Origin of the sequence: Streptomyces sp. NPDC021356 (assembly GCF_040641015.1) — a bacterium.
Classification (GTDB): Bacteria; Actinomycetota; Actinomycetes; order Streptomycetales; family Streptomycetaceae; genus Streptomyces.
The window spans coordinates 19696-38042 of sequence record NZ_JBFACU010000018.1; the positions used below are offsets into that span (position 1 = coordinate 19696).

Consider the following 18347-nt stretch of genomic DNA (forward strand, 5'->3'; position numbering starts at 1 on the left):
CGTGCCCGAAGGCAGGGTTCAACACGCCCGAAGCGAGTCGGCCAGCAGGTGCAGGCCGTTCAGGCCCACGATGACGGTGGAACCCTCGTGCCCGGCGACACCCAGAGGCAGCGGCGGGGTCCCGGCCAGATCCCAGATCACCAGTCCGGTGATGAACACCGCTGCGATGACCAGGTTCTGCACCACCAGGCGCCGCGCGTGCCGCGACAGGCTGACGACGGCGGGGACGGTGGCCAGTTCGTCGCGGACCACTACGGCGTCGGCGGTCTCCAGGGCGAGATCGGATCCGGCCCGGCCCATGGCGATGCCGGTGTGGGCGGCGGCCAGCGCGGGGGCGTCGTTGACACCGTCGCCGACCACCAGCACCTTGCGCCCGGCCTGCTCCAGCTCCTTCACGGCAGTGACCTTGTCCTGGGGTACCAGTCCCGCGCGGAGGTCGGTGAGGCCGACCTCCCCGGCGAGGCGGCCGGCGGCGCGTGAGTTGTTGCCGGTGACCAGCACCGGCGCGGTTCCGGTCAGGGTGGTCAGCGCGGTGACGGTGGCGGCGGCCTCCTCGCGCGGCGATGCCCAGCACCCCGACCGGGGTGCCCTCGGCCTCGACCAGGACGGCGGTGCGGCCCTCGTCCTCCAGCCGGGCGGCGACCACGGCAGCCGCGTGATCGCTGCGCCCGTTCAGTAGCCGGGCGGGGCTGCCGACCACGACGGCCTTGCCCTCGACGGTGGCCGTCACGCCGGTGCCGGGAGCGGAGGTGAAGTCCTCCGCCGCGGGGATGTCCAGGCCGCGTGTGCGCGCGGCGTCCACGACGGCACGCGCGAGGGGGTGCTCGCTGGGATGCTCGGCCGCCGCCAGGACCAGCAATTCCGCGAGCAGACCGCCGAGCCGGACCCGCAGGCAGCCGCCCTCCCGAACGCCTGACCGTCTCTGGGGGCGCCGAGTCGGCTTCCGTCCCCAGCGGTTACCGGCCGCGTGGGACGTACATAATTGCGGCCATGCCTGCCAGACAAATCACGGCACCGACGGCGTCGAACCGGTCGGGGCGGTAGCCATCGACGAAGGCGCCCCACAGCAGCGAACAGACTCCAACCGGCCAAGATGCCGCCGATGCGACCGCGCGGCTTACCATCGCGACCGGGCCGAAGCCCCTGACCGCCCTATGCCCGTGCCCGCGAACAGCGGCGCGAAGCCGGTGCGCTCGAACTCGTCAACCGGCCAGCCGGCAGGTGTCCGCTCCGCCACACACCTGTCGGTCACACCCTCGTCCCACTGGAAGGGTCCTCTTGGACCTGCGCAAAGCGCACCACCCGGTGCGCAGAAGCGGCGGCATGACGGGGCTCCAGATGACTCTGAGCGCCTGGGACTAGCGGAGAGAGCGGGTCGGGGAAGGGCCGACATTCCGCTTCGCCTGGTGAATACATGGATCCTCCCGGCGAGTGCAATCGCAAAGTAGGCGCACCCTGGAAGCGAGACAGGGGATGGACCGCATGAGGTGCCGGCCGCGTCGTGCGGCCAGCGCAGCTGATCTCACGACGAAGCCGCACCGGAACATTCCGGTACGGCTTCGTTGCCTCACGGCTCCGCGCAGAGGTCCCGCCAGGAGGGGGCCGGGCGGGGCCTCGCCGTATCACTGACGCCCCTATAACGCGGGGGCGCGGGAAACCGGTCTGACCAGGTTGAAGACCTCGCGGGCCGCATATCGCTTGAGGCACCGAATGATCTCACGCCGGGTCTTGCCCTCCTGGGTGCGGCGTTCGTAGTACGCCTGGGTGCGCGGGTCGTGGCGCAGCCGGGTGAAGACGATGCGGTGCAGGGCGGCGTTGGCCTGCCGGTCGCCGCCGTAGTTGAGCCGGCGCGTGCTCCGACGCCCGGAGGAGTACTCGATGGGGCTGACTCCGCAAAGGGCAGCAAAGGACGCCTCAGTGTTCAGTCGCTCGGGATTGTCCCCCATGGTGATCAGGAGAGTGGCGGCACTGTCCGGGCCGATACCCACCGGTACGAGCAGTTGCGGCGCGTGGCGTTCGACGAGCCGGGTCAGGCGTTGGTTCAGCTCGTTGATCTGTCTGCTGAGCTGTTCGATGCGTTCGGCGAGCATGCGTAATGTCATGTGGGTGGCCTGGGCCACCGCGTCCTCGTCTCCCCCACCATCGGGTGGGCTGAGGGTCGCGCAGATGCGGAACAGCTCGGCATTGCCCAAGCTCGACAACCGTTCCCGCAGGGCGGAGTCGGCGATCACTAGGACGGCCTTCAGCTGGTTGATCGCCTGGGTGCGGGCCTTGACCGCGGAGTCCTTTGCGAGTTTGTAGATCCGGGCGCTGTGCACGGGTCCGTCGCCGGACTTGGCCTGGGCCCGGGTGCGACCGCTGAGCACGGCTCGCGCTGCGGCCTGGGCATCGAGCGGGTCCGACTTGCCGAGCAGACGGCGGGCCGTGCGGTCGGGCCGGTTCACTTCGAACACCTGGATCTGCTGGGTCAGCAGGTAGCGGGACAGGCCCGCGCCGAAGGTACCGGTGCCCTCCACACCGGCCCGGCGCACCGTCCCCCGCTTGCGGGCCCACACGAGTAGCCGACGGTAGCCAACGGCCGTCGCCGGAAAGGACTCAGTGCCAAGGACCTTCCCCAGCGGGCAGACCACGGCGGCGACGTGAACCTCGCCGTGCGTGTCCACGCCCAGGACGACCTCACTCCGATTGGGCGGATCCGTGCTGGAAGAGGTATTGCGCTCTCTGGTCGTCATGGTGGTTCGCCTCCCGCGTGGTGACGTGCTGGGTAGATGGCACCGGCCCGCTCGGGCGGTCTGAACCGTGATGGCGCCTGAACTCGGCAAGGCCCCTATTGGGACACGCCCTGTGGCTCGGTGGCAGGCAGCATCCCGCAACGGCAGTCGGCAGGTCCGTGACTGGACACTTCGGTCATAGATCTCACGAGTCAGACCTCCGCCCGGGACGGCACTGCACAACCGTCCCATCGATCCCGGTATAGCGACATGACTCGATCACTGCCGGATGACTTCAACCGAACCGATGCTCAACATGACTGAACGCGCTGACAAGGCGTTGACTACCGTCCACTCCTGACCGATATTTCATGGCCAGCAGCGCCCAGGTCAGCACCGGCTACAACGGAATTCCTACGCCTGATCCGGTCCATCGACCCAGGGAAACTTGGTGTGTCAGCGCAGCCCTCTACGCTGGGATCCGACACGCGCACAGTGGGGCGGCAGGCCGGTCAGAGGACAGCAGTGGCATCGAACGACAGCAGGGCACACAACTGGCAGAGCATCCGTGAATGGGACGGAAGCCAGCATCGCGCGTTCGAGGAACTCTGCTTCCAGCTCCGCACGCCAGCGCCTCCGGGCTGGGAGACGATCAAGACTGCTGCTCCGGACGGCGGCGTCGAGTGGTACGACCAGGCGCCCGACGGCAGCGCTGCGCACGGATACCAGGTCAAGTTCGTCCACAACATCGACGACCTCATCCCACAGGCGAAGAAGAGCGCCAAGACAGTCGGTGAGAACATCGCGAACCGGAAGATTGTCCGGCTTGAGTTCCTCGCCCCCTTCGACCTCTCCGACCCCACCCCTGTCACCCCGCGCGGGAACGCGCGTACCGGTGCGAGGGAGCGGTGGAACAACAACGTTGCCCAGTGGAAGAAGGACCTGCCCGGTCTTGCTGGCGTGGACATCCGCTACGTCGGTGGCGGTGAGCTGCTGGAGCGGCTGACCCGCCCTGGAAATGAGGGACGTCAGTGGTTCTTCTTCGAGCGGCGGGCGCTGGGCAGCGAGTGGTTCAGGGAACAGGTCACGCTTGCTGAGCGTCTGGCCGAGGCACGGTACACACCCGAGCATCATGTGACGTTGCCCCTTGCGCGCGTGGCGGACGCGTGCGCCCTGCCGCAGGAGTTTTTGAGGCAGGGCGTCCAGCGATCCCGGGATCTGCAGGCCGCTGTGGTGACACTCCTTTCCGAGATGACGCGCTGGCACGACAGCTATCCCGCGCCGGACAGCAGCCCCGACCATCAGGCGCTGTCGCGGTGGGTGCACGCGTGGACGCCCGCATTGCAGGAAGGCGCCCACGCCTTGGTCCACGACCTGTCGACTGCATCCGCGACGTCCGGTTTCCCTGCGGAGCAGAGCTCTGCCGTGGCGGAGGACATGCTGGAGCGGCTGGGTGAGTTCAAGGACCTGGCTGGCCGGTTCGCGGAGAAAGAGCGTCAAAGCGACGACGCCACATCTGCCACCGGACGGGGCGCAAAGGCTCCAGTGACCGCGGTGCAGAGCATGCAATGGGTGTGCGAGCGCGCTCTGGCTCGTGCCCTCGACGCCTGCGAGCGCCTGGTTGGCTTGTTGCGGAGTCCCGCTGCCCAGGCAGCGGAGAAGAAGACCTGGCTGCTCCTGGGAGAGGCGGGGCAGGGCAAGACGCATTTGCTGGTCGACGCCGCGCGACGGGCCGTAGACGAGGGCCGTCCGGCGCTGGTGGTGTTCGGGCAGGAGCTCACCGGGCACAACGCGTTGAGTGAGATCGCGCAGAAGCGTGGCCTGGGGCCGCTTGCCGAGCGAGACCTCCTGCAGGCGATGGACGCCGCTGGCGCGGCCAGCGGCTGCCGCTTCCTGTTGATCATCGATGCGCTCAATGACTCCGACGATGCCGGGAAATGGAAGAGCGAACTGCTGGCGCTACAGGTGCGTCTGGCCGGGTACCGGCACATCGCTTTGTTGGTGTCCTGCCGCTCGACCTTCAAGTCGATCGTCGTGCCTGATCGTTTCGATGGGCCGGCTTCCGCGCACCCCGGCTTTGCAGGACGGGAGATGCAAGGGCTGGAGAGCTACCTGAGGGGTACGGCGGCGGTTCTTCCCAACACTCCCCTGCTGGCCTCGGTCTTCACCAACCCTTTGTTCGTAAAGCTGTATGCGGACAGTCTGAGCAAGAGCCTGAAGCGTGGCGGCTCGGGCGGCCATCCGCGTGACAGGAGCGCGGTGTTCGACGCCTATGTCGACCACCGCGCGGAGACCATCTGCTCCCGGCTCGGACTCGATCCTCTGGAGCGGCCCGTGCACCGTGCAGTGGACGCCCTGGCGTCGCGCATGGCCGCCGCACGGCGTTCCGTGCTGCCGCGTGAGGAAGCCCGCGCTCTTGTCGACGCGTACGCTCCGGCGGCCACAGCGTGGCCGGACACGATGCTCGGGCAGCTCCTCGCCCAGGGCCTGGTGTCCAACGAGCGGACCTACAAGGCCGACCAGGCAACCGGTATCGGTTTCCCCTACCAGGCGTTCGGCGACGACCGCGTTGTACGGTCGGTCTTCGCTGCCCACCAGGACGAGATCGACGCGCTACGCGAAGGACACCCACTGACCGCCGATTCCGCGCTGCGAAGCTGGCTGAGGCAGGCTGCCCCGAACTACCAGGAAGCAGCGTCGATTCTCCTGCCCGAACAAACCGGGACGGAACTCATCGACCTGCTGGCCGCCTCTCCCACATCTGCAGAGGCCACAGCTGGCCCCGCCAGACGCGTGGACGCACGAGGCTACCGGCTGGCCCGCAGCTTTCTGGAAACGCTTCCGCTGCGCAGCACACGCAGCGTCAACGAACGCACCATCGAGCTCCTCAACGAGACCGCCGCACGCCACGGACGCAATTCCGACGTGCTGGAGGCCGCGGTAGCGGTCACCGCCGAGCCGGGGCATCTGCTGAACGCCGACCGTCTCCACCGGGTGCTGCTGCGAAAACCGCGGCCCGAGCGCGACGCGTGGTGGGGCGTAGAGACCTACTCCTTGCTGTGGGACGTCACGGCACTGCACCGGCTGCTGCGCTGGGCCGAGCAGTACCCCACCCCGCGCCATCTCCACCCTGCATCCCTCACGGTCCGGCCTCGGCTCGGGGACCGGACCCGCCGACCGGTGCAGACGGCCGGAGCCAACCACGAGGAAGTCGTCCGGCTGGCCGCCACGACACTGGTGTGGACCCTCACGTCCTCCAACCGGTTCCTGCGCGACCGGGCCACCAAGGCCCTGGTGCAGCTGCTTCTGGGGCACGGAGACGTTCTCGTCTCCCTCCTGGACAGATTCCTCCACGAGGACGCGGAGAAGATCGATGATCCCTACCTCTTCGAGCGTCTAGTGTGGGTTGCGTATGGAGTCCTGGCCCGTCGCAGCGAGGACGACGGCAAGCACGACCTCCTCGGGACAGTCGCCCGGCGGCTGCTCACGTACTCCTACGGCGCGGTTGATTCGCCCGCACACGCCTCACGGAACGGGCTGCTGTGCGAAGCGGCTACACGCGTCGTCACCTTGGCGCACCGTGCTGGAGCCGTCACCGGCGAGGAAGCAAACGCGGTCAGGCATCCACACGCCTGCCCTCCGATCGGGCAGGCTCCCGCGGAGGAGGACCTCGACGTGCTCTTCCTGCGGCGGGAGCAGAACAAGTCGCGGTGGGGATCGCTCCGCTCGTCCCTTTCACCCCTGGGAGACTTTGCGGACTACCAGGTCCGGCCGGCCGTGCGTCACTTCAGTTTGCTGCCGCTGTCGACCGACTATCCCCGTCGGCCGGCGTGGCAGCGGGCCGACGATTCTGTCGTAGTCGACCCCGCCCGTATTCCGGCCTTCGCGCAAAGCCTTCCGGAGTCCGTCCGGCCCGCCTTGAGCACACCGGCTGCCGTTGAACAACTCCTCACCGCGAGGAAGGCGAGGGACGTCCTCGACCCGGACCAGTACGCGCTGCTGCGGGCCTGCCGAGTGCCCCCGCCCGACGACGAACGCCTCGCCGCTGCCCACGTCGACGCCGAGTGGGCCGCACGCTGGATCCTCGCCCGCGTCGCCGACCTGGGCTGGACACCTGAACTGTTCGCCGAATTCGACAACATGCGTTCCCGCCACTCTGGCTCCCGCCAGTCACACAAGGGCGAACGGATCGGCAAGAAGTACCAATGGATGGCCCTCCACGAACTCGTGGAACGCCTGGCGAACCACCGGCACCCCCACCGGCAGACCGAGCGCGACGCCGCCGAATACCCGGGAGCGGCACGACTGTCGCTGCTCGACATCGACCCCTCCCTTCCTCCGGCCCGACACCCCTTCTCCGACACCGACGACGACAACAGTCCAGACGAAGCCGACCACGCCACCTTCCCGACCGCCGACCCCGCACAACCGCTGGCACCACCTGTACCCGACCTGCCCGACGACGAGGGCGTCGACGAATGGATCAACCGTCCGGACAACCTGCCCGACCTCGACGAACTGGGCATCCGCACCGACAGCCAGGACCGGCAGTGGATCGTCCTTTACGAACAGGCCATGGACGACCACGACGGCCGAGGGTGGAACGTCACCCGCGGCCAGGCAGAGCAGTGGCACCGCATCCACAGCTGGCTCGTGCCTGCCCCCCAACTCACCAGCCTGCTGACGTGGCTTGAGGGACGTTCGTTCACGAACCGGCTGATGCCCGAAGGGCCCGATCGTCACAGCCTTCTCCTGGCCGACTTCCCCACCGTCCCCGGGCCCTGGACCGATCCGGAACCCGACTCCTGGCATGTGAGTACCTTTCAATATGACGAACCCGGTGCCGATGAGGACGCCTCCCTTGTCCCGGGGGACGACGATCTCTCCACTCCGGAGCCAACCCCTAGACCGCCGACCTCGGAGGAGAGCGTCGCCATCGCCATCTGGCGGGAGCGCAGGGAAAAGCGCCGGGAAGAGCTGCTCCTGGAGCTCGCAGAGCAGTGGGCGGACGGTCCGATGGAAGACGACGAGGACGACTGGCTGGAGCGCACCCTCGCCGCACAGCCGCAGGGCCAGATGGTGTTCGCCACAGATCCCGATGGGGAGCCCGTCACCGCTATTCCGACCGACCAGACATACAACTGGAGTGGTCAGAGCCTGGACTGCTCCCTCGACGCATCCGTCTCCGTGACGCTGCTCAGTGACCCACTCCTGAGAGACAGCAGGCTGCGGCGCGACCCGGACCGCCCCTTCTGGTACGACACCGACGGGCAACTGCAGGTGCAGTACCTGACATGGGACCGCCCGAGCGGCAGGGCTTACAGTCTCCTCGCGTCCAGAGAGTGGCTCGAGCACCGCCTCGAGCGCAGCGGCCATTGCCTGGTCCAGGGCATGACCGGTGAACGGCAGCCTGTGACCGCCGAGCACCCCCGTGTCTGGAGAGAGTTCGGCCAGAGCGCTGGCCGCACGGCACAGGGCCCAGGCAAGGTTGGGACCATCGTGACCGAAGTCAAGAGAAGCATCCGGTAGCAGGCCGTCGCCGGACTTGGCCCCGGGCCGGGTCATTCGTCCCTCTTCCCTGCGGCCGGGCACAATGCCACTGACATCAAGGAGGCAAGCACCTGTTCGACATCGCCGTAGGCTCATGACATGAAATCCGTCATCACGGCCATCGACGAGGTGTCGCCGGACAACCAGCTCAGGTGCAGCATGCACACCCGACCGAGTCCTCACTGCAGCGGCCCGGTCGTTGCCGTGGTGACGTTCGACGACGCGGGCGGCAAGGACAACCACTGGAACGTATGCCGCTGGTGGCTCACCAACCATCCCGACGCGGTCGCCTTCCAAGGCCAGTGACCGGCTAACAGAACGCCACTGAGCTTGCTGCCTGGCTCGTTCGCCGGTGATCTCCATTGGAAGAATGTGCCTACCGGCCGCCGTGCCTCGGTCTTCACCCTCACCGCCGCCGGGCGCGAACAGTTCGCCACCTGGACATCCGCCCAAGGTGTCCGGTAGACGCGGCGCTCACCGCCCTCGGCCAGGATTCCCGCACCGCCATCGCAAACGCACCAAAAGAGAGCCACAGGAGCCGGCTGCCCGGATCGGTGACCACCTGCACGTTCACGCCGTGTCGGCGGTGCTTGTGGGAGTCGGCGCGTCCGTCGCCGCCGCGGTCGCACTCGGCAAGCCTGCCGTCGAGCAGGAGGAAGTCCGGGTCTGCCTCGCGCAGGGTTTTGAGCAGGCCGGGCGCTCGTTCGGCGAGCAGGCCGACGATCGCGGTGGTGTAAGCCTGGGCGGTGGACTCGCTGATTTCGAACCCGGCGGCAATCTTCGCCCGGGTGTGTGCTCACGCAGGTACACCACTGCCACCAGCGCACGTTGGGACGGACGGGGCTTGCAGCAGCGGTCGCCCTCACGGGTGACCACGAGCATCGTGACCCACTCCACGAGTGCATTCGGCAGGTCGAGTCCGCAGGTGGGGTTTCCTCGTTTGTGGACGTCTCTTGAGGATCGGATCGTGGGGTCCGAGATGGAGGTGTCGCCATGGCTGCACAGCGGTATTTCGGAGGAGTTCAAGCGGTCGCTCTGGTGGAGTCCACGGGCTGCTCGATCAACTCGGGTAGCCTGAGCTTGGTTGCATAGTTCGCAGATGTCCAAATAGCGGAGCAAAGCCCACCACGTACTGAACCCGATCACTGCAACAACACCTCAACCCGGATAGGGCTGCCGCTCAGGATCGCACAGCGAACATGGGCCGCGTCGTCGTCCTCACCGCCGGCACCCATGTCTCACGCTGGTGCGGGTGGCGGGAAGTACGTGGCGCGGAACTCGGCGAGGGTCTGCTCCACACCGGCGATGGTCAGACGCCAGAAATCCCAGCCGTCGATCTTGTTGCTGCCGGTCGCGGCCCTGGCGGCGGTGGTCGGGGTGCGCCAGGGGCGGCCCAGGACGTTGATCTGGCCCTCGTGGTTCAGGACTGCCTGGTGGACCTTCTTCTCGTGCCGGCCGGTGAGGGTGATGCCGGCCTTCAGGTCGTCCGGGTCCAGATGTTGCAGCAGGTCTTGCAGGTCGACTCGGGAGCGTGCCGGGTCGACGGCGGGTGTGGGCGTCGCTGCGGTGGTGGGCGCGGCGGCGGGCCGGTCGCAGGCGCGATGCAGGGCCAGGGCCATGGCGGCTGCCGAGCTGTATGGCGCCTTGGGTCCCACTTTGTCGTCGATCAGCTGCTGGATGTCGGTCTTGTCACCGTAGCGGGCGAGCACGCCGACCTCCCGCATGAGGCGGCTGCGGAGCGGGACGAGGTGGGAGTCGTTGAGCGCGAGGATCCGTATGGTTTCGTCGGCGCGGCACAGGCCGCGTTTCGTTTCGGCCAGCGAGTAGGGGGTGTTGCTGCGTCGGGCGTAGCCGGCGCTGTCGAAGCCGAGCAGGTCGGGGTCGCTGTGGTGGGCTGGGTCCAGGAGCAGCGGTTGTTCGCGGTCCAGGTCGTCGGCTGCCGTGCGGGCGCGGGTTCCGCCTATGAGGGGGAACTGGCTGCCCTTGGCGCGGCCTTCCCGGACGCCGTTGTAGCGGGCTCCGCCGCTGTTGCAGTGTCTGCAGGCGATGCGGTAGTTCGACATGTCGTAAGCCAGCCACCAGTAACCCGGGTGGCCGGGCACGTCGAGTACTTCGGATTTCGGCCGGTAGTGGTCGACGGTGATGTCCGCGCGCACGATGAGGGTCTCGCAGTACCAGCACTTGTCGCCGACGAGTTCGAGGAGCAGGTTGCGTACGGCGTCCTCGGTCCAGTGCATGGTGAATGTGCGCTTGGTGCCGGCGGCGACGGCGGCTCTAACCGCGTCGAGGGTGCGTTTGGCCTTGGTTGCCCAGGCCGGCGGGGCGGTGAGCCCTTGCATGTTCACGTGTCTCATCGGTGTCAGATCACCGACGAGAAGCGCTCGTGGAACAGCTCGGCGACCAGGGCCTGCAGCCGTTCGGGCGAGGGCGGGTTGGGGCCTTGCGCGGCCTCGAGGAGCGCGAGGCGTCTGCGGTGGAGCTCGGCGAGGAAGGCCGCTACGAGCGGATCACGGTCGGAGTGGGGAAAGTCCATGGTCTCCAGCTGGGCGGTGACGTCGCGCAGTGCGGCCTGTTTGACCGGGTCGCCTTCCGCCTCGGGGAGCAGCGCGTACTGGCGGTCGATCAGCTCCTGGGTGTGCTCGTCGAGTTGGGTGGGCAGGTCGAACAGGTCGGTGGTCAGCAGGCCGCCGGCGCCTTGTCCGCGCGGGTTGGCCCGGGGTATCACCGCGGTGGCCTGGCCCTCCACGTCGGTGGTGACGACGCGGATCTGCTCACGGGTCATGTTGGCCACCAGGAGCGGTTCGTGGGTGGCGGTAAGGAACTGCGAGTGCTGATGCGGTCCCAGCACGCTGCGCACGGAGGAGTACCAGCGCCGGCTCCACTCCGGGTGGAAGTGGGAGTCGGGCTCGTCTAGAAGGAACAGCGACTCATGTGTCCGCTGCAGTCGCAGCAGGCCCAAAATGGTGAGGAGTTGCTGCTCCCCGGAGCTCAGGTCGTCCAAGCCGACGGTGAGCGCGCCGGGTTTGTCCAGGCGGACGTCGACGGTGAGGTAGCCGGCGTCCAGCAGGGTGGCGAGCAGGCCGAACATCGACAGGTCGCTGTCGAAGAGGTTACGGAAGGCGCGGACGTCCTCCGCGGTGCCCAGGTCGATCTGGAACCCTTCGGCGGGGCTGCCGGCTCCGTCCACCGGGTCGGCGTCGGGGATGAGACCGAATCGCCCCGATTCGGCGGCGGCCGCGAACAGGGTGCGGGCGGGTCCGCCCAGGCCCCAGTACGGGAGGGCAGCCAGGTGCGGGGCGCGTGCGGCGCGTGGCGCGCGGATCCGCAGGACCGCGGAGGCCACCCGCTGGAGGTAGGAGTGGCGGCGCAGGTAGGTGCCGAACGAGTCGGACCAGTGGGTGGTCTGCGCGAGGAGCAGGAGCGGCAGGTGCGCGGGCGTGCACAGGAACACCGGCGTGTACAGGGGGCAGTTGATGGGCAGGGTGAGCTGCTCGGTCCACAGCTCTGCCTCGTCCGGCGTGTGGTGTGCGCGCCAGTGGTCGAAGTCCTTCATCCACTGCCGCCGCCATTGGCCGATGCGACGGGCGGCGAAGCGGCGGTGCTGCTCGAACTCGCTGGTCCAGGGGGCCTGGGCGTGCGCCTGGTAGCCGAAGACGTGATCGGGCAGATGCTGCGCCCACACCGCGCGGGCCACCCGGACCGGCCGGCCCAATGAGGTGCTCACGGTCAGCTCGGGAGAGCTATCGGGGGAGGTCTGAACGACCCGGACCGTCCTGTCGTGGACCTCGTAGTCGAGCTCGAAGGCGAACCCCGCACGGCGCCCGGGCCGGTGCAGGGCGCTGAAGATCTCGGCGAGCGCGTGCAGGGCTCGGGACTTGCCGCCGCCGTTGGGGCCGATCAGGGTGGCGATGGCATGGCCGCCGTCGAGGGCGTCCGTGAGGTCCAGCTCGAAGTGGTGCAGGCCCCGGTAGGAGGGAAGGCTCAGTCGCAGCAGCCGCACGGCATCCCCCCGGTCGTGGCGCCCCTGGTCGCCATCACCGCTCCGCCTCACCATCTGGGCTGTCGGCGTGCACGCCGTAGGGGCGCAGCGCTTCGGTCAGGGAGGCGAACTCGGCCAGGGCGGCGCCCAGTTCAGCGGTGATCTCCTGGGCCATGCGGTGTAGGTCGGCCTCGGGCTCTTCCAGCGTGAAGGGCCCGGGCGGGGGTTCGGCGATCTGAAGGTCCAGGTTGACGCCGCTCCTGGCGAGCAGCTCCTGGACCGCGAAGGACCGGAAGCGGGGTGTCTCGACTCGTTCGCTGCGGGGCCGGCCGGGCCGGTAGGCGGACACGAAGTCGCCGTAGTCGGGGCCGGCCTCCGTCATGGGCTTGGCCGTCGCCGTGTGCGGGGAGCGCAGGTCGTACACCCATAGCCGTGTCGTGGACGGGCTGCCGTCGGGGCGCGGGTCGGGCTTGTCGAAGAACAGGACGCTGGCCTTGAGGCCGCCGGCGTAGAAGATGCCCGTGGGAAGCCGCAGCAGGGTGTGCACGTCACAGGCGGACAGCAGGCGGCGCCGGATCAGCTCACCGGGCCCGCCTTCGAACAGCACGCTGTCGGGCGCCACGACAGCGGCGCGGCCGTCGGTCTCCAGCAGGCTGTGGATGTGCTGGAGGAAGTTGAGCTGCCGGTTGGTGGTGAGGGTCCAGAAGTCCTCCCGGTAGGGCTCATCGCTGGTGGAGCGGCGGCCGAACGGAGGGTTGGTGAGCACCAGCGTCGCCCGCTTGACCGGCGGGCGGGCCAGCGCGTCCCCGACGGTGATGCACGGGTGGGCCTCGTCGGCCCGGGTGACGCCGTGTAGGACCAGGTTCGTCGTGGCCAGCCGTGCGGTTGCGTCGACGAGTTCGGTGCCGAAGAAGGCGCCCTGGTCGAGCCGCTTGCGCTGGGCCGCGGTGACACCTGAAGGAAAGTGGTCGACCAGGTAGTCGAAGGCTTTGATCAGGAAACCGCCGGTGCCGCAGGCCGGGTCGGCGACGGTGTCGTCGATGCCGGGCTGGACGCACTGCACGATCGCCTCGATCAGCAGCCGAGGGGTGAAGTACTGGCCGGCACCGGTCTTCGTGTCCGTGCTCATGCGGACCAGCAGCGCCTCGAAGACGGCACCGATGTCGCCTGCGGACCACTGGTGGCGGTCCACCACGTCGACGATCAATCGGTGCAGGAGGGCAGGGTCCGGGATGCGGTTTTGTGCCCGTCGAAAGAGCAGCCCGAGCGTTCCGGGCCGGGCGGCGAGCAGGTCCAGGATCTGCTCGTAGACCGGGATCAGGTGGTCGCGCTCGGTCGAGGTGAGCTGCGCCCAGGCGTCGAAACCGAGTACGTCCTGCCCGTTGAGGGGGCGTTGGCGTTGTTCGTGGGCGCGCTTGAGGACGATCAGGCTGGCCAGCTGCTCGATGTACTCCAGGCCCGAGGTGCCGTTGTCGCGCAGCACATTGCCGAAGTTCCACAGCCGGTCCACCAGGGCCTGGTCGTATCCGGGGCGGGAGGAGACGGTGGGGTTCACAGTACAGACTCCTGTTGCCCGGACGGGGAAAGCGGAGGGGACAGGTGACCGGTGAAGGCGCGTTCCAGGAGGTTACGCCGCAGCCGTCCGGCCACCACGAGAGCGCGTTCGGCGGCCGCGGAGGCCGCGTTCAGGGCCGTGGTGTGCGCCTGGACCACCGCGACCAGATGGTGCTGCTCGTCTACGGGGGCGACGGGCACCGGCATGAGCCGGATCCTGGTCAGGCTGATGGACGCCGGCCCCACGGTCTGGTTGGCGTTGTGTTTGCACCACTGGCGGCCGAAGCCGTTGGCGTGCCAGGCCAGCAGGACGGGGTAGAGCTGATGGGCGGTGATCCGGACACGGAAGAGGTGGCTGTGGGGGACGCAGTGGGGCAGTTGCTCCTCCCAGATCCAGCCGCGGCCCAGGCTGTCGCTCGATCCGCCGCCCGTCAGCAGCACATCGCCCGCCCGCAGCCGAGCTGCCTGGGCCCGTGGTGGGGGCAGCCGGATCGTGCGGACGTCGTCCAGGTCCAGGCGGCCGCGCTGCACGTTGGCGACCCGCAGGCAGGAGACGTCCACATCGGCGGGATTCCACTCCTGCTTGCCGGGCGGGGTGATGCCGCGGGTGACCTCGGCGACATCGTCAAGGCGGGTCCATCGCCAGCGTTCGGGCAGGCCGGGCAGCGTCCCGTCACCAACACCCGACACCCGGGGCAGGTCCGCGGGAATCCGAGCGGCTTCGGCGAGAGCCCCGCGCCCTGCCCGCGCGGTCAGAGTACGGCTCAGGACGTCGGCCTGGTCGAGGGCGCCGTTGGTGCGGATCGTGGTGGCGTCGATGCGGGCGAGGTGGTCCTCCAACAGGCCGACAATCCGGCGCTGTTCCACCACAGGGGGCAGCGGCAGCAGGACGTCGGCCAGATCACGCTGATTGATCCGCCAGATCGCTGCGCCGCCCTGGCGGGCACGTGCCTCGATCTGACGCCGCATGACCGGCGACTTCCACAGATGTGCGAGGTAGCGCGGATCGAGGGCATCCGGGCGTACGCGCACTCGGATCATGGTGTCGGGGATGGCCGTCGGGGCCGGGGGGCCGTCCACCAGGGCGCCCTCACCGACCAGGGAATGTGAACCGTTGACCCGGCCGACCAGCACATCCCCGTGTTCAGCGAGCAGTATCGCGCGGCCGTCGTCACTGCGGTCGCTGCTCTTGGACTGGGTGAAGTCCACAGTCGCTGCCCGAAGCGCCGTCATGCGCAGTACGGGCAATCCGCCCTCGCCGGGGCGCGGAGACCGTCCGTTGACCAGCGGTTCGCTCAGCACGTCGGCCAGCCGGACGATCCTCCAGCCGGCAGGCACCTCATTCATCACGCCAGGGCCCTGCCCAGTTCGTCCAGGAGGTCGATCGCGGCGTCGGGCCCGAAGGCGTCAAGGAAGCCGTCCGTGCCGCCGCGCGCCGAGAAGGGGACGCCGTCCAGATACGCCGGGGCGAAGCGGGACTCGGTCGCCACCACGTCCGCGATCTTCTCGATCCACCACAGCTGGGCGGAGCTGAAGGGTCCGGCCCGCTTAATGAACTCGGCCAGACGCCCGCGCACCGTCTCCGCTTCTCGGCGACGCCGGCTCGATGCCGCCACCCGCAAAGGGGCCGGCCGGTCGTACAGGCCAAGGAGCGCCTCTTGGAGTTCGGGGTTCTCGGCGAGCGGGAAAAGGGCCGCCCGCCGCTCGTCCTCGACGGCTCTCTTGCCTCCCGCCTGGCGCAGTGGTGCCAGGTGATCCGAGTCGACGGAGTCGAGGAGACGGGTCACCAGCTCCTGCAGGGACTGGCCCGCCAGTTTCCGGATCTCGGCGCCGTCGGCGTCACTGAGCGCGGGGAGGAGCCGGGCGAGCCTGATGGCGAGTTCGGCCGTCTCCTGCGGCGTCACCAGCCCGTCAGCGGCACGGCTCAGCAGGCGCTCCAAGGCGGCCCGCCCCGCCTGCCCGGATGCATCCGTCACATTCACCAGCGGCTGGAGGTGACGCGAAGCGCCCACCGCGTCGACGACCACGAGCTGCGTCTTGGCAATCGCCCCCGGGGTGACGGCGCGCAGCTCCGCGGACGCGATGGTCTGGGTTCCCATGGCCAGCAGCTGCTCGTAGTAGGCGGCGGAGCGCACCTCGCGCAGGATCAGCAGGCACTCGAGCGCCCGCATGTCGCTGAACCCGGAGATCAGATCCGTCACGACCGCGATCCGGAACTGCGGTGTTGTGCGGAACTCCCGCAGCAGGTGCACCGCATGAGCGTCGCGGTGCGTGATCCGTCGGCAGAAGACGTCCCCGGCGCCGAACACGTCGCGGATGCGCTCCACGACCTCGTCCGCATGCGATCCGTCCTGCGCCAGCACCACGGCCTTGGGGACCACGCCGAGCGCGCCGCTCTGCTGCGTCCGGTCGGGGAACAAGGTCGGCAGCGCGTCGCGGAAAGCCGTCACCACCGCGGCCAGGTGCTCGGAGGGGACAGCTCGCGCCGACCCCTGCCCCGCAGTGGAAGCCAGCTCCTCGTCCAGGTCCTCGTAGCGGGCGCGGCGCGAGCTGTTGGCTTTCACACCGACAGCGTCGACGGGGGTGGCGAACGCCAGCTGCCGGTCGTCGGCGACCCGGATCTCGTAGACGGAGTAGTCCACGGCGACGCCGTCGGCGACGGCCTGTTCGTAAGTGTAGGAGTCGACCAGGTTGCCCTTGAAAAATCCGAGAGCGGTAGCGGTCGGCGTCGCGCTGAAGCCGACGATGGGAGCGTCGAAGTATTCAAGAAGGGCACGACGCTGTCCGTAGAGCGCGCGGTGGCAGTCGTCGACGATGACGAGATCGAACGCGTCGGGCGGCAGCGCCTCGCAGTAGGTCACTTCTAGGGGTGTGGCATCGGGATGCGCTTGCCGTTCGGCGGTCTCGTACGCCGACACGCGGTCGGAGCCGTCCTCGGGTGCTGGCGTGCCGGCGAGCATGGCCGACAGCCGCTGCACCGTGGCCACGGCCACGGAAGCCGACGGGTCCAGGCCGTCCGCGGTCAGCTCCTGCACGTGGTACACGTCATCGAGACGGCGCCCTCCGTCCGGCATGCTGAACTGGCGCAGCTGAGCGATCAGTTGGTGCACGGCCAGCTTTCGGTCGGCCACGAACAGGACCCGGCCCGCGCGCGCGTAGCGGAGCTGCCGGTAGGCGGTGAACACCCCAGTGAAACTCCGCCCGGAGCCGGTGGCCATGTGCACCAGCGCCCGCCGCTGACCGGCCGCAAGGGCCTGCTCGATGGCCCGCAGCGCCCCGTGCTGGGGGTTGCGGAGCTGGTCGAGTCCCTCGTCCTGCCGCAGCAGATAGGCGGCCTGTCGGGCCCGGTAGGTCGGCGCCACGCTGTCCGCCTCCGCCTCGCGCTGCCAGCGGGCCAGCGTGCGGGGCTGGTGGAAGCCGCTGACGAGGCGAGCGTGCGGATCGGGGTCATTGGCGTCGCAGAACAGCAGACGCCGGCCATCGCTCACATACCGGTACGGCAGCGGCGAGCGCCACACGGGCCACGGCAAGGAGCCCGCCGGGGCCTCGGCCAGTGCGCCCGCCTGCTCCATGGCGTTGGTGAGATCGGCACCGTCCCGCTTGCACTCGACGATCCCGACCACCTGTCCGCCGACCGTCAGCAGCATGTCCGCGCGCCGTCCTCCAGCCAGGCGGGGCTCCACCAGGACGCAGCCCAGGGAGCGGTTGAGCTGAGTCTCCTCACCAGCGCCCAGCACGTCCCATCCCGCCTTGGCGAGCCTACGCTGCACTTCCGCGGCAATGTCGGATTCGCGCAGCGGCTCATAGGCGGCATCGCGCGCGCTGACGATCAGCTGTTCACGTTCGGTGACCGCCAGGGTCACCGGCGAGACGCGCAGGTCGAAGTCGCGGCGCAGACGGGGCAGGTCCTCTTCCAGCGCAGCGACCCGCTGCGCCAGAACACTCAGATCGGACGCGGCGACGTGGACGAAGTTCATCGACTCCGCGTCGCCGGTCAGGGCACGGAAGAACCAGGCGGCCAGCATGAAGCAGCGCTCGACCAGATGCGCCGCCGCCTCCCGCCCCTCGCGTGTGCTGCCGTCGCAACGGTGAAGGTCGTTGAACGCGTCCAGGACCTGCGGCACGAGCACCCCGGCGCGAGACAGGATGTCCAGACGGGCCGGCTGATCACCCGCGGGCAGGCGCACCCCGGTCCGGTGGCCGACCTCAGCGGCGAGAACCTCACCGAACTGGCGTGCCGCCGCCACCGCATCAGCGGGAGCAGTAGCCGCGCGGGCCTCACAGGATGCGCCGTGAAGAACAAGAAGAGGCTCGTAGGGAAGCAGGAACCCGAAATTGGCTGACGCGAGAGCCAGGTCTGTGAACCGGCTTTCGAGCACGCTCGGCTCCAGAGCCACGCCGACCCTCCCTACCTGCACTGCGGCGCCGCAGAATCCGCTACAGAACGGCTCTCACCCTACCGTCCGCCCCCTGCGCACAACACTGACGCTTTGCCAGATATGGGCGGGTTGTGTACCGGGTTCGGTGGATCAGCCCGCTCGATGCGCCGGGAG

The 18347-nt window shown here is 68.8% G+C and carries 9 protein-coding genes and 2 pseudogenes; 2 read left to right on the forward strand and 9 right to left on the reverse strand.

Annotation, left to right across the window (positions count from 1 at the left end):
* Positions 1-18 precede the first annotated feature (18 nt).
* The 3 genes and pseudogenes from AB0G56_RS24225 to AB0G56_RS24235 form a co-directional block, all read right to left on the reverse strand.
* A pseudogene (locus tag AB0G56_RS24225) lies at positions 19-859 on the reverse strand (HAD-IC family P-type ATPase); the annotation flags it as partial.
* 97 nt (positions 860-956) lie between these two features.
* Entirely contained in the window at positions 957-1124 is a 168-nt protein-coding gene (locus tag AB0G56_RS24230) for a hypothetical protein (protein WP_360972629.1), read from the reverse strand.
* A gap of 510 nt (positions 1125-1634) precedes the next feature.
* Complete coding sequence (locus tag AB0G56_RS24235) at positions 1635-2732, reverse strand: IS110 family transposase (RefSeq protein WP_360972631.1); 1098 nt, start codon at positions 2730-2732, stop codon at positions 1635-1637.
* Between the two features lie 504 nt (positions 2733-3236).
* Here AB0G56_RS24235 and AB0G56_RS24240 point away from each other — a divergent pair.
* Both AB0G56_RS24240 and AB0G56_RS24245 read left to right on the forward strand, forming a co-directional pair.
* Positions 3237-8240 carry a hypothetical protein gene (locus AB0G56_RS24240; protein ID WP_360972633.1) on the forward strand — a complete coding sequence of 1668 codons (5004 nt, stop codon included), beginning with the start codon at positions 3237-3239 and terminating at the stop codon, positions 8238-8240.
* A gap of 120 nt (positions 8241-8360) precedes the next feature.
* The gene (locus AB0G56_RS24245) at positions 8361-8567 is read left to right on the forward strand and encodes a hypothetical protein (RefSeq protein ID WP_358782623.1); all 207 of its coding nucleotides are present in this window, start codon (positions 8361-8363) and stop codon (positions 8565-8567) included.
* Positions 8568-8784: 217 nt separating this feature from the next.
* Here the strand turns inward: AB0G56_RS24245 and AB0G56_RS24250 are convergent.
* The 6 genes and pseudogenes from AB0G56_RS24250 to AB0G56_RS24275 all read right to left on the reverse strand — a co-directional run.
* Positions 8785-9143: pseudogene (locus AB0G56_RS24250) on the reverse strand (transposase family protein); the annotation flags it as partial.
* Between the two features lie 356 nt (positions 9144-9499).
* Positions 9500-10615, reverse strand: a complete 1116-nt coding sequence (locus AB0G56_RS24255; RefSeq protein WP_360972635.1) for an HNH endonuclease — start codon at positions 10613-10615, stop codon at positions 9500-9502.
* A 5-nt stretch (positions 10616-10620) separates the two neighbouring features.
* Positions 10621-12261, reverse strand: a complete 1641-nt coding sequence (locus AB0G56_RS24260; protein ID WP_360972637.1) for an AAA family ATPase — start codon at positions 12259-12261, stop codon at positions 10621-10623.
* A 34-nt stretch (positions 12262-12295) separates the two neighbouring features.
* Entirely contained in the window at positions 12296-13795 is a 1500-nt protein-coding gene (locus tag AB0G56_RS24265) for a class I SAM-dependent DNA methyltransferase (RefSeq protein WP_360972639.1), read from the reverse strand.
* The gene (locus tag AB0G56_RS24270; RefSeq protein WP_360972641.1) at positions 13792-15141 is read right to left on the reverse strand and encodes a hypothetical protein; all 1350 of its coding nucleotides are present in this window, start codon (positions 15139-15141) and stop codon (positions 13792-13794) included. Before AB0G56_RS24270 ends, AB0G56_RS24265 begins: the two co-directional genes overlap by 4 nt.
* Positions 15141-18041, reverse strand: a complete 2901-nt coding sequence (locus tag AB0G56_RS24275; RefSeq protein WP_360972643.1) for a DEAD/DEAH box helicase family protein — start codon at positions 18039-18041, stop codon at positions 15141-15143. The genes AB0G56_RS24270 and AB0G56_RS24275 overlap by 1 nt, the downstream gene beginning before the upstream one ends.
* Positions 18042-18347 lie beyond the last annotated feature (306 nt).

What these genes read in the sequence shown, in the direction of transcription:
- AB0G56_RS24255 (WP_360972635.1), bottom strand. Translation starts at nt 10,615, where the DNA reads ATGAGACACGTGAACATGCAAGGGCTCACCGCCCCGCCGGCCTGGGCA.
- AB0G56_RS24245 (WP_358782623.1), top strand. Translation starts at nt 8,361, where the DNA reads ATGAAATCCGTCATCACGGCCATCGACGAGGTGTCGCCGGACAACCAG.
- AB0G56_RS24230 (WP_360972629.1), bottom strand. Translation starts at nt 1,124, where the DNA reads ATGGTAAGCCGCGCGGTCGCATCGGCGGCATCTTGGCCGGTTGGAGTC.
- AB0G56_RS24235 (WP_360972631.1), bottom strand. Translation starts at nt 2,732, where the DNA reads ATGACGACCAGAGAGCGCAATACCTCTTCCAGCACGGATCCGCCCAAT.
- AB0G56_RS24270 (WP_360972641.1), bottom strand. Translation starts at nt 15,141, where the DNA reads ATGAATGAGGTGCCTGCCGGCTGGAGGATCGTCCGGCTGGCCGACGTG.